Source organism: uncultured Thalassolituus sp., assembly GCF_950066645.1.
GTDB lineage: Bacteria > Pseudomonadota > Gammaproteobacteria > Pseudomonadales > Oceanobacteraceae > Thalassolituus.
On the sequence record NZ_CATMFB010000001.1, the window covers coordinates 183,241 to 209,071 of the forward strand.

Sequence of the window (25,831 nt, forward strand, 5' to 3'; positions counted from 1 at the left end):
CGGAGAAAAATAACAAATGGCAAAGCTCAACAGACGTAAGTTCCTTAAGGGTTCTGCGGCTGCCAGTGTCGCTGCTGCAGCCTCTGCAACACCAGCCGCTAATGCGGGCTGGTTCCGCAAAACCACCCGCTCACAAACCAAAGCGTTGGTGATTGGCTCGGGCTTTGGTGGCTCAGTTGCCACATTGCGTCTGGCCGAAGCGGGCATTCAGACCATGCTGCTCGAGCGTGGTAAGCACTGGAAGTACGAAGGGGAAGGCAGCTATCCAACGCTGGCCGAAACCGGTTCCACACTGAAAATTAATGACACCGTACTCTGGACTAACCCAAGTTCACTGGTACCGGGTTCCATGGGCATGGTGGAATACTTTGTCGATTCATCCATCGCCGTGGGCTGTGGTGCCTGCTTAGGTGGCGGCTCTGTCGTATACGGTGGTGTATTGCTGCAGCCAAAGCGCGAAGCCTTTGAAGATGCGCTGCCCATGTTGTCCTACACCGATATGGATCAGGTCTATTACCCGCGTGTGCTCGATCGCATCAGTGGTGGCCCGATTCCGGACGACGTACTGAATCACCCGAACTACACCGCCAAGCGTGAATTCATTAAGAGTGCTGAAGATGCGGGTCTGGAAGTTGTACGCAGCCATGTGAGCTTCGACTGGGACGTCATCCGCGAAGAGCTGAACGGCACTAAGCCCCAGTATGCCTCAGTCGGCGAGTACGTCTTCGGCTGTAACAGCGGTGCGAAAAACACCCTCGATCGTAACTATCTGGCCGATGCTGAAGCCACCGGTAACGTCACTATTAATACTCAGCACCTTGTTACTGATATCCACGCTAACAGCGGCGGCGGTTACCGAGTGACCTGCGAAATGTTGGATGAAGACGGCAAAATCACCGGCAAGCACGTGATTGAGTGCGACTATCTCTTTATGGGCGCTGGCTCATTGCACACCACACGCCTGCTGCTGCGAGCCAAAGAACGTGGCGATATTCCGGGCCTGAACGATCAGGTCGGCGCTGAGTGGGGCACCAACGGTGACGAATTGATGGGCCGTAATGACATCAATACTTCGACTGCGCCGATTCAGGGTGGACCGCCGTCGATCGCGGCATTCGATACAGAAAACCCGTACAAACTGACGGGCTATATGCACTCGCCGACATCCGTTGTAAAAGAGTTCACTCAGTTGCAGATGGGCATGGTGGTACCGGATCAGAACTCCCGCGTCACCTACAACCGCTGGACGGACAAGATCAAACTCAACTGGGATCGCGACGCCAACGAAAACTCCCACAATGCCCTCGTACACACCATGGAAAAAATGGTGCAGAGCGGTGGCGGCAAGATCAACGAAGCAGGCTGGTTCGGCACCTGGCATCCGCTTGGTGGTGTTGCCATGGGCAGTGCCTGTGACCTCAGCGGTAAAGTTTACGGCGTAGAAGGTTTGTACGTGGTCGACGGCGCAGCGATTCCTGGCTCCAGTGGTTCGGCTAACCCAGCTCTGACCATTGCTGCCAACGCAGAGCGCATGATGGAAGAAATTATTCCGCAGATCAGCTGATCAATATTGGGCGCTTCTCTTGAGGGGCGCCCAGTTCAGAAGCATCAATTCGCACCGCCTCTCGTAGATTCCGCAGACCTCAGATTTCAGACCTCAGATGTTTTTCGGGCACCATCCGTTTGTGCAACACCGCAAATATCGTGATCCCAGTATCTTCGTTCATGTAATAAATCACATGGCTACGAAACGGAAAACTGTAGCTTGAAGCGCTAACCTCCGGGCGGTGTTTGCCTATGTTGGGGTTGTCTGCGAGCGTCTGCAAGCCGGTGCGCAACGCCATTAGATACTCGCGCGTATGACGCACTCCCCAGCGCTCATCTGAGTAAACTTTGAGTTGGCGTAAGTCTGCCTGAGCAGCCTGCGTAAGCGAGTGATGGGTCATAGCGTTGCAGAAGGGGTCAATCCTGTTGTGTTAACTCACTCAGAAAGGCATCGCCATCGGTCGTCAGGCCAGACGCTTCGTCTTTTTCAGCTTGCGCTGCTCTCAACTGCAGTAGCTGCAGTTTCAATTCTTCATTCGAGGCGTAATCTTCCGCCGACAGCACCACTGCTGCTGGCTTGCCATTCTTGGTGATCTGCACCGGCTCCCGCTGAGTCTGCAGCAGTAGCTCACCGAAATGCGTTTTTGCCTGATTGGCAGTCATCTTGTTCATATCGTTCAAACCATGCGAATCGTTCGATTTGGTTAGTTTGCAGCCAATTGACCTGCTGATCAAGTCACCGCTATTATCCTACTAAGTAGTATAAAAGAGCATTGGAGTAACCTTTTCATGGCCATGGTCAAAAAGAGCATTACGGTCACCGATCAGCAGGACGCCTGGCTTAAAGCCCAGATCAGCGCCGGACACTACGGCAACGAAAGCGAAGTGCTGCGCGAGTTGATTCGTGAGCGTCAGCTCAAGGAACAGGAAGCCCAACGGGAAGTTGAGTGGATTCGGGCGCGTCTCATAGAAGGAGAAGAGAGCGTAGCAACGCAGGGATACAGCGGGAAATCATTGGATGAAATCTGGGAAGTCGCCAAAGAAGAATACAACGCCAAGCGAAACGCCAAGCCCAGTAAAGGCTGAGTTAAGGCTCGCACCGGCAGCCGAGCAAGACCTGACCAATATCGCGCTTTACGGCATGGAGCAGTTTGGCATTGAACAGTCAGAGCAGTATCGCGACAAACTGAAACAGCGCTTCCTAGAATTAACGGAAGCATCGCTGATGTATCCCGCGGTTGATGATATTCGTCAAGGGTACCGACGTAGTGTTTGCGGAGTACATTCGATCTACTACCGTATTCATGTCGACCACGTTGAGATTATACGAGTGCTGGGTAGGCAGAACACGACGAGTGAGATACCGACAGAGCACTAAAAGAGTAGCGCAAATGATTAACCGATCAGCGGAGGGCCTATGAAAACAATCTCTTTTACCGAAGCGCGGGATAATCTTAATAAAGTACTGGATCAGGTTGTTAACGACGCGGAGCCCATCGTCATCAATCGCTCTAGGGAAGGCGACGTGGTGATGATGTCTCTCCATGATTACAGCAGTCTGATGGAAACAGTACATCTGCTGCGTTCATCAAAAAACTCCGCGCACTTAGGTCGTTCGATTGCGCAGTACAGTGAGAGGAAGTCTACCCAAGGGCGTTGATGATACAAATCGCCTTGTCTGGTTGACGACGTGGGCTGTCATACAGTTAGGATAATATTTCATCCGTTTCGCTCACCGCCAACCAACGCTCTATCTGTTCGTCGGCCTTTTTTAAGAGATGCTCTTCATCGCCCGCAAACATAGCGGTTTCCCACTCGGGTGTGGTGAACTGACGTTCGAAGTCTTCGATGGGCTGGTCGCGTTCGTGGTCGTCGTAGAAGCGGGTAACGTAGACGGTTTTAGTGGTGGCCTCAGGCGCTGTACGATCAAACTGCATCACCTGCCAGTTAATCTCGCCTCCTGCGTTGATGCAGATCACCGTGGTGCCTGTCACAGCCTTCAGGCGTTCTGGCCAGTCGTTGGGAATGTCGGCGTCATATTCTCCGCCATCGCATACCCAGCGCAGGCCGGTGCTGCCGATGGTTTTTATGGTTAGAGGAAATACGCAGTCATCGACGGCTTCGAAGATGGCTTCCTCGTCTGCGGAACAGTCATCAAGGCAATCATCACCCCATTCTGGCCGGGTGTCTTCGGCCAGATAGTGAGCAGCGCGGTCACGCTCGGCGGGGCTGTTAAACTCGGCCTGAAATAGCACCAGGCGGTAGTCGATGACTGACATCTTCAGACAGAGACCTTGCCGTCACGTACATCGGCCCAGATTTTACGCAGCCACTGGGGCGTGCCTTCGTCTTCGAGGATTTCTATCATCAAACGATTCGCCTTGATGTTATTCGGGTGATATAGCTCTTCAGCATCATCCCGAAGGCCGTTTTTGATATCACAACAGTTATAAACAGCGTCTGATTCACTGTCCTTATCCGATAACAAATCATACGAAAAAGTCGATACCAGCAGGCCATGCAGCCATTGGTATGGAACAAACCCGCAGGGGTTCGATTTATTGGGCGTTAGTTTCGACATATAAAAAAATATCTGGAGAAAGGTCTCTTGCGGGCTTTTCCAGGGGATTTTGCGGTATTCGTCCCGGCCTAGTGTGATCATGTCATCGGTATAGACATCGCTCTGTACAAAATAGGGCAGCATACGCTGCTCCAGGCCACCAAAAATGCCAAAAGCCAATGATTCCTCAGACTGACCGATGTAGGTGTTGTATTTGATAAACATGTCGCGGCTAAAATTGTAGTTACAACCGTATTTAACGCAACGTTCCCAGATGTTAGCCCAGGCCGCTTCGCTCTGATCTGAGCACAAGAGCAATGTCAGCCATAGTCCCCCATCCCACTGATGGGGGTGGTACTCAGCCGATATTTCTGAATACGCCCATTTAGAATACTCAGCGTCGAAATTGGGAGACTCCAGAAGAAAGTATTCTTTCTTAATCTGCGGAATTGATAACTTTAAAGCGGACGAGCGGCACTCCTCGATGATATTTTTAATAAACTTCCACTGTTTCTTCCGGATTTTCTGCCAGTCTTTGACATGATTTCCCGGAAATACCGGCTCGATCTTTTCATATTCGAACATTTCACTTCCTTATGAACTATTAGTTTCCCGGAAATTTACCGGCGAATAATTCAATAAATAGAAAAACAGGCGCTTAATGCGCCTGTTCCCAGTTATCCCCAATACCCACATCCACGATTAACGGCACGTCCAACGCGGCCGCGCATTGCATCTGGGTTTTCAGTTCTACCGCAAAGGTTTCGGCTTGGTCTTCGCGTACTTCAAGTATCAGTTCATCGTGTACCTGCATCAGCAGTTTGGCGTCGTAGCCTGACGCTGGCAGCCATTCATGCACACGAATCATGGCCCGTTTAATGATGTCGGCGGCGGTGCCTTGCATAGGGGCGTTGATCGCGGTGCGTTCGGCATGCTGGCGGCGCTGGCCGTTGGATGAACGGATATCCGGCAGGTACAGGCGGCGGCCGTAGAGGGTTTCAACGTAGCCTTGTTCTTTTGCCTGTTCGCGGGTGTTGTCCATGTATTCACGCACGCCCGGATAGCGCTCGAAGTATTTATTCACGTAGTCCTGGGCTTCGCCACGGGCAATGCCGAGCTGCTTCGCAAGACCAAAGGCTGACATGCCGTAAATCAGACCGAAGTTAATGGCTTTGGCGCTGCGGCGCTGGTTGTCGGTGACGTCGGCTTCGGTTTCACCAAAAACCTCGGCGGCAGTCGCACGGTGTACGTCGCGGTCTTCCGAGAAGGCGCTGACCAGGCCTTGGTCGCCCGACAGGTGCGCCATGATACGCAGTTCAATCTGGCTGTAGTCGGCCGCGACCAGTTTGTAGCCTGCCGGCGCAATAAACGCCTGACGGATCTTACGGCCTTCTTCCGAGCGGATCGGAATATTCTGCAAATTCGGGTCAGTCGACGATAAACGACCAGTAGCTGCAACGGCCTGATGGTAAGACGTATGCACGCGACCGGTTTTACCGTTCACCATTAATGGCAGCTTATCGGTGTAGGTGCTTTTTAATTTCGCCAGACCACGGTTTTCCAAAATCAGGCGCGGCAGTTCATATTCTTCGGCCAGTTCCTGAAGCACTTCTTCTGCCGTTGATGGTGCGCCTTTCGGCGTCTTTTTGATGACAGGTAAACCCTGCTTTTCAAACAGGATTTCAGCCAGTTGTTTTGGCGAACCGAGGTTGAATACCTGACCGGCGCTGTCGTGGGCAGCTCGCTCCAGCTCCTGCAGGCGTTGTTCAATCTGTGCGCTTTGCTCGTGCAGCATATCGGCGTCGATCAAGGCACCGTTTTCTTCCATTTCAAACAGCACGGGCATGACGGGCATTTCGATGTCTTTAAAGACTTTCGCCTGTGCTTTGCGTGCTTCAAGTTGCGGCCACAGCATCTGGTGCAGACGCAGGGTGATGTCTGCGTCTTCAGCGGCGTATGGGCCTGCTTCGTCAATGCCGATCTGATTAAAGGTCAGCTGCTTTGCGCCTTTGCCAGCGATGTCTTCAAACCCAATGGTTTTATGGCCGAGGTATTTGAGCGACAGGCTGTCCATGTCGTGCTTGGTCGCGACGGAATCAAGTACGTAGGATTCGAGCATAGTATCGAATTCCACGCCTTTTAATTGAATACCGTAATTCGCCAGAACGTGCGCATCGTATTTCATATGCTGGCCGACTTTTTTCAGATCTTTGTCTTCTAAAAGTGGCTTTAATCGCTGGAGCACGGCGTCGCGGTCGAGCTGTTCAGGTGCGCCAGCATAGTCATGCGCTAATGGTACGTAGGCGGCTTTGCCGGCTTCAGTACAAAAAGACACGCCGACGATTTCGGCGTCTTTATAATTCAGCGATGTAGTCTCGGTATCGAAGGCGAATAATTCACTGGCTTTTAATTGTTCGATCCAGCGATCAAGCTCGGCTTGTTCAAAAATAATTTCGTATTCACCTTTGCCGGTGAATACTTCTGGCGTTGGAATATTTTCTTCGTCGCCATTTTCAGACGCTGTTGCCATCGAAGCATTAGAAGAAGAGCTTGACGCGTTGGCTGCAACTTTAGCGGCGACGTCGTCACCCACTTCATCTGACAGCTCTGCAATCCAGGCTTTAAATTCCATATCGCGGAAAAGGGTGAGCAGAGTTTCCTGATCCGGCTCGGTGCTTTTGATTTCGGTCAGGCCTTGCTCAAGTTCAACATCGCATTTAATGGTCGCGAGTTCTTTCGACAGGAAAGCCTGATCTTTGTGTTCTTCGAGTTTTGGCGCGAGGGTCTTTGCGCCACGGAAGCTCAGCTCTTTGACCTTATCCAGGTTGGCGTAGATATCTTCGAGGGAGCCTAAACCGGCAACCAGGCCAACGGCGGTTTTTTCACCGACTTTAGGTACACCCGGAATGTTATCGACTTTGTCGCCCATCAGTGCGAGGTAGTCGATGATGTGCTCCGGCGGTACGCCGAATTTTTCTTTTACGCCCTCTACATCCATAAACACGTCGTTCATGGTGTTAATCAGCGATACGTGTTCGTTCACCAGCTGGGCCATGTCTTTATCGCCGGTGGATACGATTACATCCTGTTTGTGCTCTAACGCCTGTGCGGCGAGGGTGCCGATCACGTCGTCGGCTTCAACGCCGTCGATAATTAACAGCGGCAGGCCCATGGCGCGGATGATGTTATGAATCGGTTCGATCTGTTCGCGCAGCTCGTCGGGCATCGGTGGGCGGTGCGCTTTGTATTCCGGGTAGATGTCGTTGCGGAAGGTTTTGCCTTTGGCATCGAAAATCACGATGACCTGAGATTCTGGGTAATCTTTGCCCAGACGTTTCACCATGCTGATCACGCCCTTGATAGCGTTGGTGTGCAGACCTTTGGAGTTAGTCAGCATCGGAATCGCATGAAACGCACGGAACAGGTACGATGACCCGTCAACGAGAATCACAGGTTTTGTTGTCTCAGACATCTTGTTTGGCCCTGAAGTCAAAGGAACACTTATTAACGGAATACTGACGTTCGCAGTGCCCCTCAGGTACACTGGCCATAACGACGTAAAACTGGACGGGAAGTCTACCATGAAGATGGCTAAAACTCTGGCCGCAGGCCTGCTCTCTGTTGTATTCAGCGCCAGCGTGATGGCAGATGATCCTGCCGGTGAAACGGTGACCATCCGCAATGATGGCGACAATACCTACTACGAATTCCGTGTGAATGGCGAAATCGTGGAGATTAAAGTTCAGCCCAAGGTTGGCCCTGCTTATTACCTGACCCCGACACAGACGGAAGATCAGGAGTTTGAGCGTACCGATGCTCCGAACATGCGCGTCCCTAAGTGGGTGCTTTTCCGCTGGTAATACGTAGATAGAGACATGGCTGTTTATACGCTACTTTCCAGGGACGATATCGCTGAGCTTCTGGCTCTGTATGATGTAGGTGGGCTGCAGGCCTTCTCGGCCATCAGTGCGGGGATCGAAAATTCAAACTACGCCATTACAACGGATGATGGCGAGTTTGTTTTGACAATATTTGAGCATCATGCCCCGGACGAAGTGCGAAGCTTCGTGCGCCTCGGCCGTCACCTGGGGACCAGAAATCTCCGTGTTCCCAGCCCGATTGAAGATCAGGCAGGCTGTTGGCTGCATACACTCAAACACAAACCGGCCATTCTTTGTCAGCGCTTTCCCGGACGCCATCCTGAGATGGTCACTGAGCAGCATTGCGCTGCGATCGGGCGTGAACTCGCTGAGTTTCATCTGGCCTCGGCTGATCTGACGGATCCACGACAGGATGAGCGGGGTTACGATTGGTGGCAGTCGGTTGCGCCTGATCTGTCTGCGGACCTCAGCCCCGACGACCAGCAACTGCTGAACGATGAACTGTTGTTTCAGCGACACCAGCGCCAGCGTTGGCTGGCGCTGCCTCATGGCTGGATTCATGCGGATCTGTTTCATGATAATGCACTGTTTGATGGAACCGACCTGACCGCGATTCTTGATCTCTACAATGCCTGTGAAGGCGCCTGGTTATATGACCTGGCGATTGTTGCGAACGATTGGTGCGTCGCCACAGATGGCGTGACTCTGGATGATGCCAGGGTCAGTGCCCTGACATCGGCGTATCGCGCGGTGCGGAATATTGATGCGGAAGAGTGGGGTATGTGGACGGTGGTGCTGCGTGGTGCGGCGTTACGTTTCTGGCTGAGCCGGTTATTGGCCGCGCGTCTCGCCAGAAGTCGCTGTGAAGAGCTTCCTGCACATAAGCAACCGGTTGAATACAGGAACCGGCTGCTCAGTCACAGAGCAGGCTGAACAGATCAGTCTGCCGCGGCCATTTTACTGAACAGCTCGTACCCGTCGGACATCTTCTTGCGGAAATCTGCCACCGTCACACTGTCGAGCTGGGTGATCATCCAGCGGCAGTAATGGCCGGCATCCGATACCTTAAGGCGATTAATCTTCTGTTGTGCCTGGGCCATCAGTGAGCTGCGCAGCGCTGTCAGCTCGGCTTCTGGTCTGTGTGCGCTGGTGTCTTTGCGTACTTCTTCAATCAGAGGAGCCAGGGCCTCGTCTACTTTGGCGCCATATCGTTCGAACGATGCTTCGAGGGCGTCTTTAAGCTCAGGTTGATGCAGGGCGCAGTAATCTATCAGAGGGCGCGTGGTGTCTCTCTGAGCAGCGGCGATCACATCCATTGTGGTTTTCGGGGCGTCGGCGAGGGCGAATAAGCTCAGCGTGCTGAGTGCCAGCGCCATACTGAATCTGCGCATATCGGATTATCCTGAGTGTTCTTTTTATGGTTCGGACAGACAGATAGTAACGCTATCCGTGATGAACACAAAATAAACAGGGCAGAATGGCCCGCTGGGACTGGTGGTCAGCGTTCGGGCTGAGCAAATCCCGCTTTGTACCAGAGGGTTTCCAGTAACTGCAGCTGCTGTAGAGCGGCTTGCCAGTCGGTTTCTGAATGAGGGGGCAGACAGCGTCGCCAGTGCGCGGTCAGATGGTGAGGGATATGCAGTGCCACCGCCGCGTAGTCGAGCAGGGGGTGACCTGAGGCTGCGTACTCCCAATCGATCAGCCAGAGCTTCCCTGCGGTGTCCCTGATCCAGTTCGCGGGCAGGGGGTCCATGTGACATAACGTCGGAGCGCTTAGAGTGACTCCCGTGACTTCGTTGATCTGCTGCGTAAGAGCGGCCTGTTCTGCTTCCGGGCAGTGTTTCAGGTAATGCTGAGCTTTTGCTGCGACATTCATGGGCGGAACGCCAGCAATAATCAGTTGATGACAGGTTTTCAGGGTGTCGGCCATCATGCTCAGGTCGTCGGCATCCAGAGCGCTGATGTCCAGACTTTCTCCCGGAATGTAATCGCGTAGCCAGTAGTGCCCATCTGCAGAGATGACCCGTACGCGCGGGCTGATGCCCGCGTCGGCAGCGGCCTGATGAATAGCTCGTTCGTAGTCCCGGTGAACATCAAGCGCTTCCGGTTGCTGGTGATTCAACCGCAGCACGAAGGTGCCCAGGCTTCCCCTCAGCAGGTAGTTGCGGTTTGTCAGGCCCCCACAGAGGCGCTCAGGAGGCTGGGCCTGATCACCCACAACCTCTTTGATCAGAGGGTCCTGCAGTGCCCGCGCAAGATCTTTCATGCCATGGCTTCAGCGTCTTGCTGCTGGGTTCGCATTGCGTTCAGCCACATGAAGTAGCCCGCAACGGCCAGAACCACATACAGTGCCATCAGGACTGCTGTGAGATACAGCCCCCGGTCGATATACAGATAAATGGCAACGGCATCGATGACGACCCAGTAGAGCCAGTTTTCCAGCACTTTGCGGGTGACCATCCAGGTGGTCAGAATCGCCCCCCAGGTGGTGAATGAATCGAGGTAAGGCAGAGCCGCTGAGGTGTTATTGGTCAGCAGCCAGCCACTGAGCAGGCTGATCAGGATCACACTCCCGATGGCGATGCCGTGTTGGCTCAGATTCCAGCGCTGTACCGGCAGATCGGGTTGATCACCCGCGCCATTCCGCCAGGCAAGCCATCCGTACACCGCCATTGCCAGATAATAGACGTTAAGGGCCGACTCCATCACCAGGGACACATCGAAGAACAGCCAGCTGAAAATAGCCGTGCTGCCAAACGCGGCGTACCAACACCATTGGCTCTGGCGCATCGCCAGCACCAGATAAGCCACGCCGAGAATGACAGCGGTGGTTTCCCAGTGGCTCATAGTCTGCGCGTATTCGATGGCGCCTGAAATAATGGTGTCGAGCATGGTGGCTCCCGGTGTTCGTAATTGATCTCAGTAAATAGTGCGCAGTGCGCACCCTACATGCCGGTAGGACGGGCATCGCCCGCCAGATTAACCGTGCGGTTTCAGCGCCGGATCAAGATTCACGCCGATAAACTTACAGGCAAAAATCGCTTTGCCGTATGTTTCCCAACTCAGCTTCATTTCGTCACGCAGAGTGTTCATCACCAGATCGTGATCACCGAATACCTGAGTACTCATCGTGTTGGTGACGACGGTCAGTCCGTCGATGGTGTTAAGGCGGTCGATAAAGCTTTTGATCGCCGGGATATAGTCATCGGCAAGCGGGTATTTGCTGATTTCTACCGAGATTTCCATGAAGTTCTCCGGATGAAAGGTAGACGTCGTTACAGGTGCGCGGTGCGCACCTTTAATGCTGGTAGGGTGGGCATTGCCCACCGCTTTGTCAGTGTCAGAAGTAGAATTTACCTTCCACACCGTACGTCAGAGGCTCACCGTACTGGTAGTGACCATACGACGAGTAACCATCGCGAGGGTCGTTACCAAAACCGAAACCACGAACCTCGTAGTCACGATCGGTCAGGTTGCGACCATACAGGGCGACTTCGTACGCCGGCTGAGCATAAGCAACACGGGCGTGCCAGAGAACGTAGGCTTCCGATTTAAGGTCGTGACTGTCTGAAAAGTAGTACTCGTCTTTCGCTTCCGTTTCCAGGCGAACAGACAGTGCATCCGTCAGGCCATAGGTCAGTGCGGTTGCTGCACTGTACTGAGGAGCGTGAGCCTGCTGGCGACCATCCTGAACGAAGACACCGTAGTATTCAGACTCATAGGTGTATTCGCCAATTTCAGTGATCAGATAGCCGTAGCTCAGTGCCCAGTTCAGGCGCTCTGTGATGTCCCAGTCTGATTCCAGCTCGAAACCGTAGTTTTTACCGTTTTTGGTGTTGCCGATGTAGTCCTTAAACTGAGGCGCCCCATCTTCCATATAGGTAAACGAGTTCTTGATCTGCTGGTCTTTCCGGTCAATATAGAAGGCGGCGATACGGGTTTTCAGCGAGTTTTCCAGCATGGATGATTTGAGGCCCACTTCGATGCTGTGATTGATTTCTGCATCAAAAGTGCGCAAAGCAGAGTCCAGTGCAGGCTCACTGTTTACTCCCCCGGCTTTATAGCCACGGGCGAGAGACAGGTAGGCCAGGTGGTCGTAGGTGATCAGTGCTTCAGCAGTAAGCTTGGCAGCCACCAAGGTTTCGTCTGTCTTATCATCCAGACCGTTACTATCGCTGAACTCATTGGTCCAGTTCTCAACGCGGGTCCCGGCGATAAACCGGAGCATCTCGCCAAGGTTCAGAGATAATTCGCCGTACGCTGCAAATGACGCAGCATCAAGTTCGCTTTGGTATTGTGCTTTGCCCGTTTTGTTACGTGTCAGATCTTCACTACGCTGCATGGCGTACAGGCCAACGACCCAGTCAGTGCTGTTGCCGAACAATCGACCGTCGGTGCCTGACAGCAGGCGGATGTCTGCGGTGTTACGCTCGTATTCACGCAGGTACTGGTCGAAAACGCTGTACTCCCAACCCGGTGCTATTCCAACGTAAGACCAGTCTTCATCGTAGCTGTATTCAATGTCTGAGCGACTGCTGGTGATCTCGCTCTGCAGTACCGCTGCGCTGTTGAGCTGAGTATCCAGAGACAGAGCAAGCGCATGGGTTTCCTGAGCGTCAGTACCCGGATCGTCAGACAGCGTCTCCCGCGTGTTATCCAGACTGAACGCATCGTAGCCGTTGTCGATATCGGCGTAGAGGTAAGTCAGGCCGATGTCTGTGTCGTCACTGACCTGAAACGCCAGCTTACCGCGGGCGACGATTTCGTCGATGTTGTTGGTGTCATCGCGGTCCAGGAAGGTGTTATCGATATAACCGTCTGACTGATATCCGTGAACGGCAATCCGGCCTTGTGCTGTATCGCTGAGGCTACCTGACACTGCCCCACCCAGGCCGTAGCTGTCATAGTTACCGGCGCGCGCTGACAGATAGCCTTCGGTTTCTTTGGTTGGATTATTCGAACGGATATTGATCATACCGGCCAGTGCATTGGCACCGAAACGTGTCCCTTGCGGGCCACGGAGAACTTCCACCTGTTTGATGTCGAAGAGTGTGGCAGCGCCGCCCAGACCCGTCATATCGATGCCATCAATAACGAGACCGACGGAAGGGTTGACCGGATCGATAAACTGACTGCGCTCACCAATGCCGCGAATCTGATAAAAACGACCGCGTGAGGCACCCGATGAGTAATTCACATTCGGCGCGAAGCTCAGTACCTGTTCGAGGTGTTCGGCGCTGCGGGCGCTGATGTCATCGCTGCCGACAACGGTGACGGCCTCGGGGATCTGCTGTACGTCAGTCTGGCGGAAATCGGCCTCTACCGTCACGGGAGTCAGTGCCACCTCATCAGCATGGCTGAGGGTGCTGGCAGCGAAAACAGCCAGCGCGAGCGGCGAGCGGAGCAGTCTTGATGTCATGGGTCTTCCTGTAAACCTTAAAACTGGTGGTTAACAAAGACCCGGCGTATGCGTAGGTGTGCTGAGCACTACATCCGAATTGTCATGCAGAGGTCACAGGCCCCTGCTATCCCATTCCTACGCCGGTACTAACCGGATCAGGTTCCGGGGTTTAAGCTCTGAGGCTAATCTCAGGCTGCTCGGCGGCAACCTCCCCCTGGGTAGGGGCATGATACCCATGTCTGAGGGTGTCATCACGTTTTTTTACACTGACCGGCAATTGAATTCAGGGAGAAAAACCCCCACTTCAGGCATCATAGGTAACAGAGTTTAATAACGGAGAGCACAGAGATGCTTCGCATATTTTTGTTTTTGGCAACCAACTTAGCTGTGATCGCAGTCGCCAGCATAACGCTGAGCCTTCTGGGTGTGGATAGCTATTTTCAACAGAACGGTTCGGGTCTCGACCTGAAATCGCTGATGATTTTCTGTCTGGTGTTCGGCATGGCCGGCTCTCTGGTGTCGTTGTTCATTTCTAAGTGGATGGCGAAGAAAGGTATGCGCGTCCAGATCATTGATCAGCCGCATAACTCCGGCGAGCAGTGGTTGGTCAGCACAGTAAAAGAACTGGCCGATAAAGCGGGCATAGGTATGCCTGAGGTTGGTATCTTCCAGTCTGACGCGCCGAACGCGTTTGCGACTGGCTGGAATAAGAATGATGCGCTGGTGGCTGTGTCTACGGGACTGCTGCAGCGTATGAGCAAAGAAGAAGTGAAAGCGGTACTCGGTCACGAGATAGGCCACGTGGCCAATGGTGACATGGTGACGCTGGCTCTCATTCAGGGGGTTGTGAACGCGTTTGTTATGTTCTTTGCCCGTATCATCGGTAACTTCGTGGATAAGGCGATTCTTAAGAACGAAAACGGCCCGGGGATTGGCTTCTTTGTGGCGACCATAGTGTCGGAGATTATTCTGGGTATTCTGGCATCGACCATTGTCGCCTGGTTCAGCCGTCGTCGTGAGTATCGCGCCGATCAGGCCGGTGCCGAACTGGTCAGTCCGGCGGCGATGGCGTCTGCCCTGATGCGTCTGAAAGAAACCTACGAGCAGCCAAGCGAGCTGCAGGGTGAGTTAGTCGCCTTTGGTATCCGCGGTGAAGGTAAGTTTTCGGCCTTGTTTGCCACTCACCCTCCGCTGGATGACCGGATCCGTGCGCTGCAGGAGCGCTACGGCAAGTAAGAAAAAAGAGCCCGCATCCGCGGGCTTTTTTTATGCCTTAGCCCGGGTGGCTCCGGCGCTGGTCAGTTGGCCGGTCTCCCGCAGCACTTCGTTTTTCCAGGCGTCGGCCAGTGACTGCACCATCGCCTGATCGCGGCAGATGGTTGGGTGCAGTTTCAGTGTCAGGGCGATCGCGCCGTACCACTCGATCATACTGCTCGACACAGGATAATTCGCCGTCCCCGGGGCAGCGCCGACAAGATAGCGGCCATCGTCCGGATTGGGTGGGTTGTTCTCGTGAGGCAGCGGCCAGCTTCCGAGGTTGCTGCAGTTTCCAGCGTAGAAATGTTTACCGCTGGTCATTCGATACACGAGTGCGGTACCGGTTTCTCCGAGATATCTCGACAGGCAGGCCTGCTTCCACATGGCCCAGTGTTCCCTGGCCTTCATTCGCTGACGCATCTGATCCTGCCACTCGTTCGCGGTTGTGGCGGGTGTTACGCGGATATTGACACCGGATACCTGATTGAAGCTTTCAGTCTGAATACCGGTGGCGCCGCGGACATTCACGGGGAAGAACCAGTAGAAAGGTTGATCGCCACTGACCAGCTCCCGCGCAACCACACGGCTGAGTGCAGCAAAAATCAGATTGCCATAGCTGACGCGGATCTCTTTGCAGTGTGCTTTTACCTGATCAGATTCGTCTTTTGACAGGGTAGTAACCTCAGGCCTGAACAGCGTGCCGTCTGGGTGGGTGTACTTATGGCGCCAGTGGACGATTTTTTCGGATTCTTCCGTCGGATACTCCGCCTTTGCTGCCCGGATGCTCTTCCAATCGGGTACTTCTGTTTCATTGCAGACGGGGAGAGGCGTCGATGGGTAGCCAAGCTTACGCATTTCTATGGCCAGCCCCGCGAGGCCGTCGGCATCTGCATGACGCCAGGACTTCCAGTCGATGGTGCGGGTTTCAGGGTAATACCAACCCCAGTAAATGGTATCGCTGATACCGTAACGACGGCGCGCATTGAACCACATGGCAATGTAATCTTTTTCAGCCACCGGGGTGCTCCAGAAAGAGGGAAGTAATGTGTTAAGCGTAGGAGCAGCCCGCAGAGCGGTGCAGGAAAAAGTCACTAAAGGCGTGAAAGTGCGGAGGCTGATTGGCCCGAGTTGAACGCTCAGACCAATCAGACAGGAGGATCAGCGGATATAACCCATTAATGCTTCGTACCAGGCGTCTGCAAGCTCTGCGATCAGCTCCTGGCTATCACAAACGTAGGGGTGCATTTTGAAGGTCAGAGTTAACTGCCCATACCATTCCAGGGTTGTGCCTGAAATTGGGTAGTTGGCCGTGCCGGGAGCTACTGCCGCCAGAACCCTGTGATCAGGGCGGGGCGGATTGTCTTGGCCGGGAAGTGGCCATTCACCGAGATTAGAGCAGTTGCCGGCGTAGAACTGTTTGCCGCTGGTCAGTTTATAGATCAGCGCGACACCCCGCTCACCGACGTACTTACCGATATTTGCGAGCTTCCAGTTTTTCCATTGCTCCTTCGATTTCAGGCGCAGGCGCATCTGTGCCTGCCAGTCCTGAGGTTCGGAATTCTTATTCACTTCGATGTAGATACCGGAGGCCTGATTAAAAGACTCCGTTTTAATACCCGTGGCGCCACGCACATTGACCGGAAAGAACCAGCTGAAGGGCTCACCGCCTTCGATCATACGGGCTGAGACCACTTTACTCATGGTGGCGTACACCAGATTTCCGAAGCTGACCTTGTTCTCTTTGCACCAGGCTTTGAGCTTCTGGGTATCTTCTTCAGAGAAGCTGCGAACTTCGGGCATAAAAGTGTCGTTGGGGGAGTAGACGCAGGGGTAGGTCTGTTTCCACTTTACCTGATTCGCGGCTGGTGGCTGGCCGAACTCTTTCTGAGCTTTGCGTATTTCGCGCCAGCTTGGGACGGATGTCTCGTTACAGACGGGAAGTGGATAGCAGGGGTAGCCCATCGGACGAAGAATGTTGGTGAATCCAATCATGCCGTCCGCATCGGCGTGTTGCCATGTCTTCCAGTCGATGTCTTTGGTGGCGGGGTCATACCAACCCCAATAAACGGTATCACTGATGCCGTAAGGCTTACGGACATTGAACCACATGGCAATGTAATCTTTCTCTGCCATTGGGTGCTCCTGTTAATCATTATCGTTATGCGAAGCAGTAGCGGTATGGCGACCGACTACGAAAATAGTTGTATATGGTAACAGCCTGACCAGGTGCTGGCATCCTTTGATTTATCGCACTGCTGCAGGCAAAGTGATAACGGCCCGTAGTGACTCAGCTTTCCGTCGGGCGTCTATACTGTGACTGGGTTGTAATTAACTGGATATGTCATTGCACAGGATCTTAATAGTCCCCGGCGTTGCTCTACTGTACTTCGTGGGGGCAATGTTGGGTCATCTGCTGGCGATACCGCCGAATTTTGCCGCACCTGTGTGGCCCGCGGCAGGATTCGCTCTGGCAGCGATTATGCTGATTCCGGGAATACTGCCAGTGATAGGCATTTTTCTCGGTGCGGTGGCAGCGAATTCGATCAATCTGGCTTATGAAGCCTTCCCTTCCTTCGACGCTCTTGCTCCCGGACTATTTATCAGTCTTGGCTCTACCGTTCAGGCGGTGATTCAGGGAATGGTGTACCGCCGTTTCATCGGTGAAGACAGTCGTTGGGGCGATCCCGGTGTGCTGGTGCGCTTTACACTGATGATTGCCATTGCCTGCAGCACAGTGGCTGCAACGGTCGGGGTGATCACCCTTTACAGTGCAGGCGTGGTGACGGATACCTATGTGGCCTTCACCTGGGTGACCTGGTTGATTGGTGATGCAGTGGGGGTGCTGCTGGTGGCCCCCGTAGCGAATGTTGTCTTCAGCAACCCCGACTTTAAACGACGCCAGAAGATCCGCTCTCTGATCCCCTTTGCCGCAATTCTGGCCATGGTGTATCTGTTGTTCCTCAAGTCACTGGGGGATGCTGAAGAAAAACGCTACCAGACGCTGCAGGCGGAAGCAGATCACCTCGCCAATACGATCCAAACGCGTCTTGAGATATCCGAAAATAAGCTGTCGGCGTACGCGGCCCTGTTTGTTGCCAGTGATTATGTGTCACGGGAAGAATTTAATCATTTTTCCGATCTGATCATGAAAGAAGACAGCGTATTTCATGGCATCGGCTGGACTGAGGCGGTAGACCACGCAGGCCGTCTTAAGTGGGAAGAGTATTTCCGTACCCATGGTTTCCCTGACTATGTTTTCACTGAGTTCGCTGAGGACGGTTCATTGCAGCCCGCTGCTGAGCGGGACCTCTATTACCCTGTGCTTTATATCTACCCCTTTGAGTTAAATAAGCGGGCGTTCGGTCTGAACCTGGCTGCCAATGAAGCACGCAGGACTGCTCTGGTGAATGCCGCAAAACTGGGCAAGCCCGTTGCAACAGCGCCGATTGTACTGGCTCAGGAAACGCAGCAGCAGAAGGCCATCATCGTCTACAAACCCGTGTTCAATCCGGTAGATAAATCCCTCGTGGGCTATGCCAGTGGGGTGATGCGTCTTGAAGGCATTCTTGGGGACAGTTTTGAACGGGCCCGTCAGGCGAACTTAAGCTTCAACCTGACTGATATTACCGATGGCGGTAAGCGTCTGTATGAGGCCGAGAGTCGCAATCAGAATCACCTGGTTGATTTTGTTTACTACCGCGACTTTGGTACCCGCAATTACGAGATCGAGATTTTTCCTTCGGCAGATTACACCTACGAGGCTGACGACTGGTCGAGTTACGTCATTCTCACCGGGGGCTTTATCATCGCGGCGTTGTTCCTGGCTTTTACTATGACGACAGCGGGCACCATTGAGTCCATCAGTCTGAAGGTACGCGAGAAGACGAGCGAGCTTGAAATTGCCGCCCAGCAGGCCAACGCCGCCAGCCTGGCGAAATCTTCGTTTCTTGCCAACATCAGTCATGAACTCAGAACACCCATGAACGCCATCATCGGCTTCCTGCATCTGGTGCTGAGAACCCCCCTGACCCCGGAACAGAAGCGGTATCTGAAAAATGCTCAGCTGGCGTCGGATACCTTGCTGGCACTGATTAATCAGACGCTGGACTATGCCAAGATCGAGGCCGGGAAAATGGAGCTCGAAGTGTCGGTCGTGGATATCCGTCTGATTGCTGAGAAAATGCAGGCACTGTTCGGACAGGTCGCTCAGGATAAGCGACTTGATTTCAGTATTGATATACAGGAGTCCGTTCCTGAGCAGCTGGAGGGCGACTATCTGCGTACGGAGCAGATCGTACTCAATCTGCTCAGCAATGCCTTCCGCTTTACTTCTGTCGGTAGTGTCAGTCTCAGTTTTGCTTATATGGCGGCAACTCACACCCTGCAGATCCGGGTGCGTGATACCGGTATCGGGATTCCGAAAGAAAAGCTGGATCATATTTTTACCGCGTTCGGGCAGGTAGACGTCACCACCAGTCGCGAATACGGTGGTACAGGGCTGGGGCTGAGCATCTGTAAGCGAATCGCCTCTCTGATGGACGGTGACATTCTTGTCCGCAGCACAGAAGGTATGGGCAGTGAGTTCTGTGCCAATCTCTCGCTCAAGGAAATCAGCCAGCCGCTACCGGTGCGTCGTCCGATAGAAAGCATCGGGCTGGAAGAAGAAGACCTTCCGCTCACCGGGTGTCGTATTCTGGTGGTCGAAGACGTAGCCATGAATCAGATCATCACCAGAGAACTGCTGGCGGGCTTTGGTGCTGCTTCCGATATCGCTGAAAATGGCCTGGAAGCATTGCATCAGCTGCGCGATGGGATGGAATACGATGCCGTGCTGATGGACATTCAGATGCCAGTGATGGATGGATATCAGGCCACAAGAAGAATACGGGACGATATCAGTACGTCGTTACCCGTCATCGGTATGACCGCGAATGCGATGGATTCGGACATCGAGCAGTGCCTTGCCGCAGGTATGAATGCACACGTGGCCAAGCCTGTTGATCCGCAGCGGCTGCTGGAGGTTCTGATATCGGTCTGTCGTGTGCGTCAGTAGAGGTGAGTAGTGGCTGATCTTTCTTCCAGTGACATGGAGAAAATCCAGTTAGAGCATCAGGCTGCCAAGTTGTTTATGCGTGCGTATGAGCGTGAAACAGGACGTGAAATCCGTCACCTCTGGCACAACCAGCCGGTCCGCCCGGATGTCTCCTGCATGCTCGAAGGGAGCAAGCTGGATATCGAAGTCGCACACCTCTATGGCAGTGAAGAAGAGGCGATGAATATTCTCCGGCGCCCACTCAGTGAGGAGACGAGAGCCGCCCTCGAAGAACAATCCCGCGAGCAGAACACCAACCACCGGTTGCTGTCTGCACTGAATCGCATTCTGGCTCAGAAGGCGACCAAATCGTATAAAAGTCAGCGTGTCTGGCTGTTGATCCGCAATGCCCATCCACAGTGGAATGCACACGCCATCAGGCACCTGCGGCGGCACATCTGTGTGCCGCGCCATCATCCGTTCGAGCAGATCTGGATACTGGGAGATTTCGAGGGTAAATCCGGGATTGTGCGTCTGGATACTGACGCCTGAGTTACTGGAGTCGTTCCGTCAGAGTCTCAGCCAATGTCCCGGAGAGCTTCTGCGCCAGTGCTTCTGACGCCTTATGCAACGCGGTCTGCTGCATGCCTGATATGCCACGCGATGTGTCAGAGAAGGAGCTCAGAACCCGCCCCTGCGGGTCTCTCAGATTAACCCGGGCATTCGCGAACACGTAATAGTTACCTTCCTGCTGACGGCTATCCAGAACCGCGCTGACTTCAAAGGTCAGGTCCGGGACGCCAACGGTACTGAGGCGCAGGCCCTGCGCTGTCAGGGTTTCTGTTAAACCACCCCGCATGATTTTGGCACCGTCATCCATCAATACGAGACGGACGTTCAGATCTTTGACCGCTGCCAGAATACTGCGACGAAAATCCTGCATCTCTGTGCTGACCTGAGGGGTACGTCGGCTGATGGCGATCAGAGCGTACTGTTGGGCCAGCTTGTCGTGGCGTGCAAACAGCGTCAGTGCCGGCAGTTGCTGTTGCAGTCGCTCCAGCTTGCCTGTGCCGCTGACGGGTTGCTGAGACATCGTCTGCAGCTGGCTTTCGATGTCCTGCATCTGTGTCTGCAGTCGCGAGGTGGCAGCGACACGATCCAGGGATGCCAGCGCATAGGCATAACGGTTATCGACGTATGTATCGCGGATTTCCACCTCGTCGAGGGTAACGGTGGGAATACGGCTGCTGACGGCCTGCGATACGCTTTTCTGCAGGCTGGTTTCGCCGTTCAGGCTGTACTCGCTGGTGGTACTGCTGGTTTCTGCAGAAACCGTGACCTTAAGGCGGCTGACAAGATCGGCCCGGGCGAAATCGGAAGCCCGCTTCAGCGCCTGATCGGGATTACCATAAATTTCCATTGAGCCTACGCCGTAGGCCATTTTCTTATCATCCGGTGTGTCCGTGACCCAGCCGGGTAGTGCGGATGCCTGAATACGGTCGTCCGGAATAATCTCAGAATCATCAGAGGGCGTGGTGGCGAGGCCAGAACAGCCTGCCAGTAATACGGCAGAGCAGGAAGCAATTAAAAAGTTACAGCGGAAATGTCGGATCATCGGTGCCTTCCGGTCTGAATCGTCCTTTGCAGTGGCGAAAACAGCCACCCCGTGTTAATCAGAGGCGGCCTAGTGTACATGCATTACAACCCGGGTATCAGGTTAATAATGTGACAATCCGTAGCCTGAAGAATTCAGCCCGGAAGTGTGGCCCGGGTCTCAGAAACCGAACGAATCGCGCTTCTGATACTTCTGAATTTTCTTCTGGCCATTCCATACTTCGATGTTCGATTCCATGTCGATCAGCTTCATGTCCACCTGATAGAAGGTCACCCGCTTTTTGCCTTCTTCATCGACGATGCTGTTAATGGAACCAGAGAGTGCAAAATCAGCGGCCTTTTCCTGGCCCATCTGCTTCGCGTCTTTCGCGTTCAGCTCCTGATCACGACGTTCTTCCCGGAGAGAGTCGCGTTCTTCACCACCGGCAACAAAGCTGGCTTTGCCTGAACGGATGATGGCGCGCTTAATGTCGTTAACGAAGGTATCTACGGCAATATGCTCGTGGGACTTGTTACTGATGCGCTGAATGATAACGGTCGGACGACGGTTGTTCTGCAGTTCAAATTCACTTGCCCACGGGAACGACACCATGTCAGTGATCATTTCGTTGGCAACAAGCTCCGAGTCTTTAGCATTCCACTGATCTGACAGCGCGATCTCTTCGCTGGTATCAACGCGGGCCACTTTTGTGGTGCAGCCTGTGGTAATCAGAGCAGCGCCGATCATGGTCAGGGTGGCCAGTCTGGTCATAGTAGTGAGCATGGTTCAGTCCTTGGTTGGCAGTCGTCGGGTCGGTTTTGTCGATTCATCTTCGGTACGGCCTGCATTCTCGTCGTGTCCGGGCGCAGGCGCGGAAATTTCGTCAGGTGCAGCAGTCTGGTTGGCGGCAAGAGTTCGTACCTGCCAGAGTCTGATATCACCGGTCTGCAGCGATAACTCTGTCGTACGGCGGGTGCGCTGCCCGGCCTCCAGCGTCGAGTCCAGTGCCAGTGTGTAGTCTCCCGGATCAAGAAACAAGCGCCTGATGTGGACTTCTGCAGGCAGCAGAAGCCAGCTTCGGGTGTCGGCTGCATCTGTCAGTTGCGCCGCCAGTTTTCCTGCAAACGCCAGAAAACCTGAGCTGTCCCCCTGGCCAATCGCCATAGCTGTCATCGCTTTTACGGCCGACCTTGCCAGGGCGGCACGTATTTCCGGACCCGCCTGTTTCATCTGCTCCTGAATCGCCATCTGTTGTGGGCTCGCCGCGACAGAGAGGGGCAGGGTGACGCCGTTCGCCGTCACACGGCTGGCGCCATACGCCACCGGCTTACCATAATAAGGCACAGTGACGCGCAGAGAGTTCCCTATGGCACTGGTGAGGCCGATGCGTTCTGCCTCATCGTAAAGCGGACCGAGAAACAGGGTTTTACTGAAGAAATCGATACGGAAGTTACGGGTCGCATTGAGATAGTCGGCGACCAGCCCAAACACCATTTTGTCGGCGTAAAGCAGGTAAAACCAGTTCATCTGTTCCTGGCTGTACTCAAAAAAGTAAGGCTGCAACTGCAAGGCCCGAAGGTTGGGGTTGATGGCCAGTGACAGGTTGAGCTCTTTCTTGGGAGGGACCCGGCCCTTATGCTCCATCACCAGCACCTGAGCTTTGCCCCGGACCTGCTGCAACTCCTGCTGGCGTGCCTGCGACAGATGCCTGTCTGCGAAGATCTGCCACTCGCCACTGCTGAATCCACTCAGCTGCATCATCCGTACGGTGTCGAACCAGGCCTGTTCTTCCATTCCTTCGCCCAGGCGGAACTGCTCGGCGTAACCCTTGCCGTAACTTTCGGCCGCTTTCTGATAGCTGATCCGGGCATTGTCGTACTCGCCGTTCATTTCGAAGCTGATGCCCGTCAGATAGTGCGCCAGTGCATCGTCGCGGTAGGTGAGCGCATCCGCATCGACAAGATTCCCCATCAGCGCTGAGAACACATTCATCACCTTACTGAAGGTGCGTTCCTTATCGTCCTGCGCATTGTCGTAAGATCCCTCATTATTCTTCAGAGCCTGGAGGCGCAACAGCAGGCGACGGGATTCAATACGGGCGCCCTCGATGGCGTCCTGACGGGCATTGCCGGCAGGAAGGTTTCCGGCGATTGCGAGGTAATTCAGAGCTTTGTAGTAGTAGATAAGTACCCGCTCGTGCTCGTTGCCGGCGTAAGCGGCATTGCGGGGGTTGCTCATCAGAGACACCAGCGAGTCACTGATGCTGGTGGTCTGCAGACTTTCAACGATACGGGATGCGCGCTCAAGTAGCGTATTACTTGTGGCGTAATCGCCTTCGAGGTGGCGGATAACGCCGAGTTCGAGGTGATACAGGAGGCGGTCGCTGCCTTCCGGAGTCAGGCTTGCTTCAATTCTGCGTGCGGCCTCCGGGTAGTTTCCCTGCTCCACGCTGGTCAGCGCCTGTTCGATACCACTGCCATAAGTGGCACAACCACTCAGCTGCAGTAGCCCGGTCATCAGCAGAAAGAATGTCAGTATGCGTGGCTTCAAAACAGGTCTCCGTGACATACCCGGAGTGTAACCCAGATTAGGGGCGCTGCCATTGCTGAGCTGGAAGATTCAGATAAACAAACGGACAGGCTGGCTTCCTGCCAGACCTGTCCGCCGACGTCAGGTGCTGTGTTGATCGCTGTTTTCTGCAGTCTAGGTACAGTGTCGCGATATAACAAGACGATTTTTCGTAAAACGTGACCTGTTTATCCTGTATTTGTTAACGTAGCCACTCACTTTCAGAGGACGCGACGCATGTCTGGACAAAAAGCCCCCATCGTTCTGGTTGCCGGAACTTACTGCTACCCCGAAGTCTGGGACGATATGAAAGCCGAGTTCGAAGCCCGGGGGCATACGGTGTATGCGCCACCGCTGCGTCACCATGACCTCCCGCTTCTCGAGGGGGCATTGGCCATGAAAGACACCAGCCTGCTGGACTACCGCGATGATTTCATTGAACTGATCCGGACTCTGGAGCAGCCGCCTATCATTGTTGGTTGGTCGATGGGCGGCCTGATTGCCCAGCTGATTGCTCAGGAAGTGGAGCATGCGGGCCTGATGCTGCTCTCTCCTGCACCGGCAGCAGGCATGTTTGCCATGTATCCGACGATGTTAGCGACCTTTCAGCACCACTTTGCCCGTTGGGGATTCTGGCGCAAGCCGCTTATGCCCGAGTGGGAAACATTCCGCTGGAGTACCTGCCAGTTGCAGGATGAAGAGAAAATGCGTGACGCTTTCGTGCAGCTGAAGGCCGAGTCTGGCAAAGCCTACTTTGAAATGGCGCTCTGGTTTCTTGATAAAAAACGGGCCAGCAAAGTGTATCCAGAGCGGATCAAATCCCCTGTTCTTGTGGTCTCAGGTACCCAGGACCGCATTGTCCGTACACCGATAGGCCGTGCCACTGCCGACCGGTATGCTCAGGGTAAGTTTGTCGAGCTGTACAATATGGATCATATGCTGGTCACTGGCACGGGCCTGCCTCGGGTGATGCCAGAGTTTGACCGTTGGGTTGATGATCGTGGGCTCTGAGATCTGAAACAGAGGCTGGCATGGTGGCGGGTGTAGTAGCGGGCATAGTGGCGTCCTGTCACTACCGCCCGCTTAGTGCGGGTGCTGCGGGTACTGTAGCTAAGACAACAGTACCCTCAGAAGTTCATGATTATTTAGTGCTGGCCTTGTAACCAGGTACTATCACTGGATCCTGATCTGACTCAAGGGATAAGGGTCATTCTCGGAAGGAGACAGTTTCTGATAGGGGTGATCTCGATAAAGGTTGTAGCGATTCTCTACTGAAAGAGTGAATAAATAATATTCTGTTTCTGGGTATGGTAGGTCGCCCGTCCTTAGGTGATCAAGGAAACCATAGGCATTAAAAAGCTCTTCATAAACTTCAGGCGAGTTTCCGGTAAACAGATTGGGGAATGGCGTCGAATGAGCAACTGACTCTCCAGCTGGTGCCATGATGTAATCGGTAATAAATGGAATATTGGCTATCAGTCCTGATTCTGTAGTCTCAATTTCCACGTTCACCATGATTCTCTCATCGGCCCTGAAAAAGATAACAAAAGGGGATAGAGGCTCACTGTCAGATGTGTCCTCTCTGTACTTATAGTCCGTTGAATAAACACCGTTTGTACGTGAACTGTCAGTCATCACTGTGCTTAAAGATATAGTGTCTTCCTTTAAGTTCTCTCCGGTTATTTTTGCGCTGTAACTGACGAGCGGCAATTCTGTATTTATATTGCACTTTTCCTGAACCGGGGCAGATATCGTTAAAGTGATTTCTTCGGAGCTCTCCATCGTCAGTAGATCGTAGTAGCACCACTCGTTTCCTTCGACATCATAGAAATGTATGGTACGTCCGTAGGTGCCGTAGTCGGTAAAAACGCTTTTACTGTTGAAGTCCGGGTTCGTTGGGGTTGTCGAATTCGGGTGGTCACAACCAGACAGGCAGGCAGAAGACGCTACCGCAGTAAAAGCCAGTGCCAGTGATAATTTAGTCATAGTGCAG

The 25,831-nt window shown here is 53.7% G+C and carries 26 protein-coding genes and 1 riboswitch; of the genes, 10 read left to right on the forward strand and 16 right to left on the reverse strand.

Translation table 11 applies throughout. The features are described from left to right. The first annotated feature begins 16 nt into the window (after nt 1-16). Entirely contained in the window at nt 17-1,564 is a 1,548-nt protein-coding gene (locus Q1L85_RS00805) for a GMC oxidoreductase (protein WP_300427064.1), read from the forward strand. Nucleotides 1,565-1,643: 79 nt separating this feature from the next. Here Q1L85_RS00805 and Q1L85_RS16710 read toward each other — a convergent pair whose 3' ends face one another. Further along, nucleotides 1,644-1,946: a type II toxin-antitoxin system RelE/ParE family toxin gene (locus Q1L85_RS16710; RefSeq protein WP_373914289.1), complete on the reverse strand. Its 303-nt coding sequence runs from the start codon at nt 1,944-1,946 to the stop codon at nt 1,644-1,646. A gap of 16 nt (nt 1,947-1,962) precedes the next feature. Further along, nucleotides 1,963-2,217, reverse strand: coding sequence for a type II toxin-antitoxin system Phd/YefM family antitoxin (locus Q1L85_RS00810; RefSeq protein WP_300427065.1), 255 nt, complete (start codon nt 2,215-2,217; stop codon nt 1,963-1,965). A gap of 117 nt (nt 2,218-2,334) precedes the next feature. Between Q1L85_RS00810 and Q1L85_RS00815 the strand changes: the two genes are divergently transcribed. Genes Q1L85_RS00815 through Q1L85_RS00825 form a run of 3 tightly spaced genes read left to right on the forward strand, consistent with a single transcriptional unit; the run spans nt 2,335 to nt 3,205 of the window. Next, nucleotides 2,335-2,631 (forward strand): type II toxin-antitoxin system ParD family antitoxin, encoded by a 297-nt coding sequence (locus tag Q1L85_RS00815; RefSeq protein ID WP_300427067.1) that lies wholly within the window; start codon nt 2,335-2,337, stop codon nt 2,629-2,631. Continuing rightward, nucleotides 2,564-2,923 carry a type II toxin-antitoxin system RelE/ParE family toxin gene (locus tag Q1L85_RS00820; RefSeq protein ID WP_300427069.1) on the forward strand — a complete coding sequence of 120 codons (360 nt, stop codon included), beginning with the start codon at nt 2,564-2,566 and terminating at the stop codon, nt 2,921-2,923. Before Q1L85_RS00815 ends, Q1L85_RS00820 begins: the two co-directional genes overlap by 68 nt. 39 nt (nt 2,924-2,962) lie before the next feature. Continuing rightward, nucleotides 2,963-3,205: a type II toxin-antitoxin system Phd/YefM family antitoxin gene (locus Q1L85_RS00825; protein ID WP_300427070.1), complete on the forward strand. Its 243-nt coding sequence runs from the start codon at nt 2,963-2,965 to the stop codon at nt 3,203-3,205. Nucleotides 3,206-3,251: 46 nt separating this feature from the next. Here the strand turns inward: Q1L85_RS00825 and Q1L85_RS00830 are convergent, their stop codons facing one another. The 3 genes from Q1L85_RS00830 to polA all read right to left on the reverse strand — a co-directional run bounded on the left by Q1L85_RS00830 (nt 3,252) and on the right by polA (nt 7,577). After that, on the reverse strand, nt 3,252-3,824 hold the full coding sequence (locus Q1L85_RS00830; protein ID WP_300427073.1) for a hypothetical protein: 573 nt from the start codon (nt 3,822-3,824) through the stop codon (nt 3,252-3,254). Between the two features lie 2 nt (nt 3,825-3,826). After that, nucleotides 3,827-4,690, reverse strand: a complete 864-nt coding sequence (locus Q1L85_RS00835) for a hypothetical protein (RefSeq protein WP_300427075.1) — start codon at nt 4,688-4,690, stop codon at nt 3,827-3,829. Nucleotides 4,691-4,763: 73 nt separating this feature from the next. Beyond that, nucleotides 4,764-7,577: a DNA polymerase I gene (gene polA, locus Q1L85_RS00840; protein ID WP_300431998.1), complete on the reverse strand. Its 2,814-nt coding sequence runs from the start codon at nt 7,575-7,577 to the stop codon at nt 4,764-4,766. Nucleotides 7,578-7,686: 109 nt separating this feature from the next. On the opposite strand from polA, the gene Q1L85_RS00845 reads away from it, so the two are divergent. Together Q1L85_RS00845 and Q1L85_RS00850 are read left to right on the forward strand one after the other, a co-directional pair. Continuing rightward, the gene (locus Q1L85_RS00845) at nt 7,687-7,965 is read left to right on the forward strand and encodes a DUF2782 domain-containing protein (RefSeq protein ID WP_300432000.1); all 279 of its coding nucleotides are present in this window, start codon (nt 7,687-7,689) and stop codon (nt 7,963-7,965) included. 15 nt (nt 7,966-7,980) lie between these two features. Then, complete coding sequence (locus Q1L85_RS00850) at nt 7,981-8,919, forward strand: homoserine kinase (protein ID WP_300432002.1); 939 nt, start codon at nt 7,981-7,983, stop codon at nt 8,917-8,919. A 5-nt stretch (nt 8,920-8,924) separates the two neighbouring features. On the opposite strand, the gene Q1L85_RS00855 is transcribed toward Q1L85_RS00850, so the two are convergent. The 5 genes from Q1L85_RS00855 to Q1L85_RS00875 form a co-directional block, all read right to left on the reverse strand. After that, a complete protein-coding gene (locus Q1L85_RS00855) occupies nt 8,925-9,377 on the reverse strand; it encodes a hypothetical protein (protein ID WP_300432004.1) in 453 nt (150 codons plus the stop codon). A 107-nt stretch (nt 9,378-9,484) separates the two neighbouring features. Further along, the gene (locus Q1L85_RS00860) at nt 9,485-10,252 is read right to left on the reverse strand and encodes a choline/ethanolamine kinase family protein (RefSeq protein ID WP_300432006.1); all 768 of its coding nucleotides are present in this window, start codon (nt 10,250-10,252) and stop codon (nt 9,485-9,487) included. Further along, nucleotides 10,249-10,878: a nicotinamide riboside transporter PnuC gene (gene pnuC / locus Q1L85_RS00865; protein ID WP_300426341.1), complete on the reverse strand. Its 630-nt coding sequence runs from the start codon at nt 10,876-10,878 to the stop codon at nt 10,249-10,251. Before pnuC ends, Q1L85_RS00860 begins: the two co-directional genes overlap by 4 nt. 87 nt (nt 10,879-10,965) lie before the next feature. After that, nucleotides 10,966-11,232, reverse strand: coding sequence for a YkoF family thiamine/hydroxymethylpyrimidine-binding protein (locus Q1L85_RS00870; RefSeq protein ID WP_300426342.1), 267 nt, complete (start codon nt 11,230-11,232; stop codon nt 10,966-10,968). Between the two features lie 94 nt (nt 11,233-11,326). After that, nucleotides 11,327-13,405 (reverse strand): TonB-dependent receptor, encoded by a 2,079-nt coding sequence (locus tag Q1L85_RS00875; RefSeq protein ID WP_300426343.1) that lies wholly within the window; start codon nt 13,403-13,405, stop codon nt 11,327-11,329. A 97-nt stretch (nt 13,406-13,502) separates the two neighbouring features. Next, a riboswitch (TPP riboswitch) is annotated at nt 13,503-13,612 on the reverse strand. Nucleotides 13,613-13,735: 123 nt separating this feature from the next. Here Q1L85_RS00875 and htpX point away from each other — a divergent pair. Beyond that, nucleotides 13,736-14,623, forward strand: coding sequence for a protease HtpX (htpX, locus tag Q1L85_RS00880; protein ID WP_300426344.1), 888 nt, complete (start codon nt 13,736-13,738; stop codon nt 14,621-14,623). A 30-nt stretch (nt 14,624-14,653) separates the two neighbouring features. Here htpX and Q1L85_RS00885 read toward each other — a convergent pair whose 3' ends face one another. Further along, nucleotides 14,654-15,661 (reverse strand): hypothetical protein, encoded by a 1,008-nt coding sequence (locus Q1L85_RS00885; RefSeq protein WP_300432009.1) that lies wholly within the window; start codon nt 15,659-15,661, stop codon nt 14,654-14,656. A gap of 141 nt (nt 15,662-15,802) precedes the next feature. After that, nucleotides 15,803-16,777 carry a hypothetical protein gene (locus tag Q1L85_RS00890; RefSeq protein WP_300426348.1) on the reverse strand — a complete coding sequence of 325 codons (975 nt, stop codon included), beginning with the start codon at nt 16,775-16,777 and terminating at the stop codon, nt 15,803-15,805. A 205-nt stretch (nt 16,778-16,982) separates the two neighbouring features. Between Q1L85_RS00890 and Q1L85_RS00895 the strand changes: the two genes are divergently transcribed. Beyond that, nucleotides 16,983-19,697, forward strand: a complete 2,715-nt coding sequence (locus tag Q1L85_RS00895; protein WP_300426349.1) for a CHASE domain-containing protein — start codon at nt 16,983-16,985, stop codon at nt 19,695-19,697. A 9-nt stretch (nt 19,698-19,706) separates the two neighbouring features. Then, the gene (locus tag Q1L85_RS00900) at nt 19,707-20,228 is read left to right on the forward strand and encodes a hypothetical protein (RefSeq protein ID WP_307726787.1); all 522 of its coding nucleotides are present in this window, start codon (nt 19,707-19,709) and stop codon (nt 20,226-20,228) included. A gap of 1 nt (nt 20,229) precedes the next feature. On the opposite strand, the gene Q1L85_RS00905 is transcribed toward Q1L85_RS00900, so the two are convergent. The 3 genes from Q1L85_RS00905 to Q1L85_RS00915 all read right to left on the reverse strand — a co-directional run bounded on the left by Q1L85_RS00905 (nt 20,230) and on the right by Q1L85_RS00915 (nt 23,820). Continuing rightward, complete coding sequence (locus Q1L85_RS00905) at nt 20,230-21,291, reverse strand: LPP20 family lipoprotein (protein ID WP_300426351.1); 1,062 nt, start codon at nt 21,289-21,291, stop codon at nt 20,230-20,232. Between the two features lie 159 nt (nt 21,292-21,450). Then, nucleotides 21,451-22,053: a penicillin-binding protein activator LpoB gene (locus Q1L85_RS00910; RefSeq protein WP_300426353.1), complete on the reverse strand. Its 603-nt coding sequence runs from the start codon at nt 22,051-22,053 to the stop codon at nt 21,451-21,453. A 3-nt stretch (nt 22,054-22,056) separates the two neighbouring features. Next, nucleotides 22,057-23,820 carry a hypothetical protein gene (locus Q1L85_RS00915; RefSeq protein ID WP_300426354.1) on the reverse strand — a complete coding sequence of 588 codons (1,764 nt, stop codon included), beginning with the start codon at nt 23,818-23,820 and terminating at the stop codon, nt 22,057-22,059. Between the two features lie 255 nt (nt 23,821-24,075). Between Q1L85_RS00915 and Q1L85_RS00920 the strand changes: the two genes are divergently transcribed. Further along, entirely contained in the window at nt 24,076-24,849 is a 774-nt protein-coding gene (locus Q1L85_RS00920; protein WP_300426356.1) for an alpha/beta hydrolase, read from the forward strand. Between the two features lie 162 nt (nt 24,850-25,011). Here Q1L85_RS00920 and Q1L85_RS00925 read toward each other — a convergent pair whose 3' ends face one another. After that, the gene (locus Q1L85_RS00925; protein WP_300426357.1) at nt 25,012-25,824 is read right to left on the reverse strand and encodes a hypothetical protein; all 813 of its coding nucleotides are present in this window, start codon (nt 25,822-25,824) and stop codon (nt 25,012-25,014) included. Nucleotides 25,825-25,831: the final 7 nt, after the last annotated feature.

What these genes read in the sequence shown, in the direction of transcription:
- Q1L85_RS00875 (WP_300426343.1), bottom strand. Translation starts at nt 13,405, where the DNA reads ATGACATCAAGACTGCTCCGCTCGCCGCTCGCGCTGGCTGTTTTCGCT.
- Q1L85_RS00855 (WP_300432004.1), bottom strand. Translation starts at nt 9,377, where the DNA reads ATGCGCAGATTCAGTATGGCGCTGGCACTCAGCACGCTGAGCTTATTC.
- Q1L85_RS00920 (WP_300426356.1), top strand. Translation starts at nt 24,076, where the DNA reads ATGTCTGGACAAAAAGCCCCCATCGTTCTGGTTGCCGGAACTTACTGC.
- Q1L85_RS16710 (WP_373914289.1), bottom strand. Translation starts at nt 1,946, where the DNA reads ATGACCCATCACTCGCTTACGCAGGCTGCTCAGGCAGACTTACGCCAA.
- Q1L85_RS00895 (WP_300426349.1), top strand. Translation starts at nt 16,983, where the DNA reads ATGTCATTGCACAGGATCTTAATAGTCCCCGGCGTTGCTCTACTGTAC.
- Q1L85_RS00910 (WP_300426353.1), bottom strand. Translation starts at nt 22,053, where the DNA reads ATGCTCACTACTATGACCAGACTGGCCACCCTGACCATGATCGGCGCT.
- polA (WP_300431998.1), bottom strand. Translation starts at nt 7,577, where the DNA reads ATGTCTGAGACAACAAAACCTGTGATTCTCGTTGACGGGTCATCGTAC.
- Q1L85_RS00805 (WP_300427064.1), top strand. Translation starts at nt 17, where the DNA reads ATGGCAAAGCTCAACAGACGTAAGTTCCTTAAGGGTTCTGCGGCTGCC.
- Q1L85_RS00810 (WP_300427065.1), bottom strand. Translation starts at nt 2,217, where the DNA reads ATGAACAAGATGACTGCCAATCAGGCAAAAACGCATTTCGGTGAGCTA.
- Q1L85_RS00820 (WP_300427069.1), top strand. Translation starts at nt 2,564, where the DNA reads ATGAAATCTGGGAAGTCGCCAAAGAAGAATACAACGCCAAGCGAAACG.
- htpX (WP_300426344.1), top strand. Translation starts at nt 13,736, where the DNA reads ATGCTTCGCATATTTTTGTTTTTGGCAACCAACTTAGCTGTGATCGCA.
- pnuC (WP_300426341.1), bottom strand. Translation starts at nt 10,878, where the DNA reads ATGCTCGACACCATTATTTCAGGCGCCATCGAATACGCGCAGACTATG.
- Q1L85_RS00845 (WP_300432000.1), top strand. Translation starts at nt 7,687, where the DNA reads ATGAAGATGGCTAAAACTCTGGCCGCAGGCCTGCTCTCTGTTGTATTC.
- Q1L85_RS00890 (WP_300426348.1), bottom strand. Translation starts at nt 16,777, where the DNA reads ATGGCAGAGAAAGATTACATTGCCATGTGGTTCAATGTCCGTAAGCCT.
- Q1L85_RS00905 (WP_300426351.1), bottom strand. Translation starts at nt 21,291, where the DNA reads ATGATCCGACATTTCCGCTGTAACTTTTTAATTGCTTCCTGCTCTGCC.
- Q1L85_RS00815 (WP_300427067.1), top strand. Translation starts at nt 2,335, where the DNA reads ATGGCCATGGTCAAAAAGAGCATTACGGTCACCGATCAGCAGGACGCC.
- Q1L85_RS00825 (WP_300427070.1), top strand. Translation starts at nt 2,963, where the DNA reads ATGAAAACAATCTCTTTTACCGAAGCGCGGGATAATCTTAATAAAGTA.
- Q1L85_RS00850 (WP_300432002.1), top strand. Translation starts at nt 7,981, where the DNA reads ATGGCTGTTTATACGCTACTTTCCAGGGACGATATCGCTGAGCTTCTG.
- Q1L85_RS00835 (WP_300427075.1), bottom strand. Translation starts at nt 4,690, where the DNA reads ATGTTCGAATATGAAAAGATCGAGCCGGTATTTCCGGGAAATCATGTC.
- Q1L85_RS00925 (WP_300426357.1), bottom strand. Translation starts at nt 25,824, where the DNA reads ATGACTAAATTATCACTGGCACTGGCTTTTACTGCGGTAGCGTCTTCT.
- Q1L85_RS00830 (WP_300427073.1), bottom strand. Translation starts at nt 3,824, where the DNA reads ATGTCAGTCATCGACTACCGCCTGGTGCTATTTCAGGCCGAGTTTAAC.
- Q1L85_RS00870 (WP_300426342.1), bottom strand. Translation starts at nt 11,232, where the DNA reads ATGGAAATCTCGGTAGAAATCAGCAAATACCCGCTTGCCGATGACTAT.
- Q1L85_RS00860 (WP_300432006.1), bottom strand. Translation starts at nt 10,252, where the DNA reads ATGAAAGATCTTGCGCGGGCACTGCAGGACCCTCTGATCAAAGAGGTT.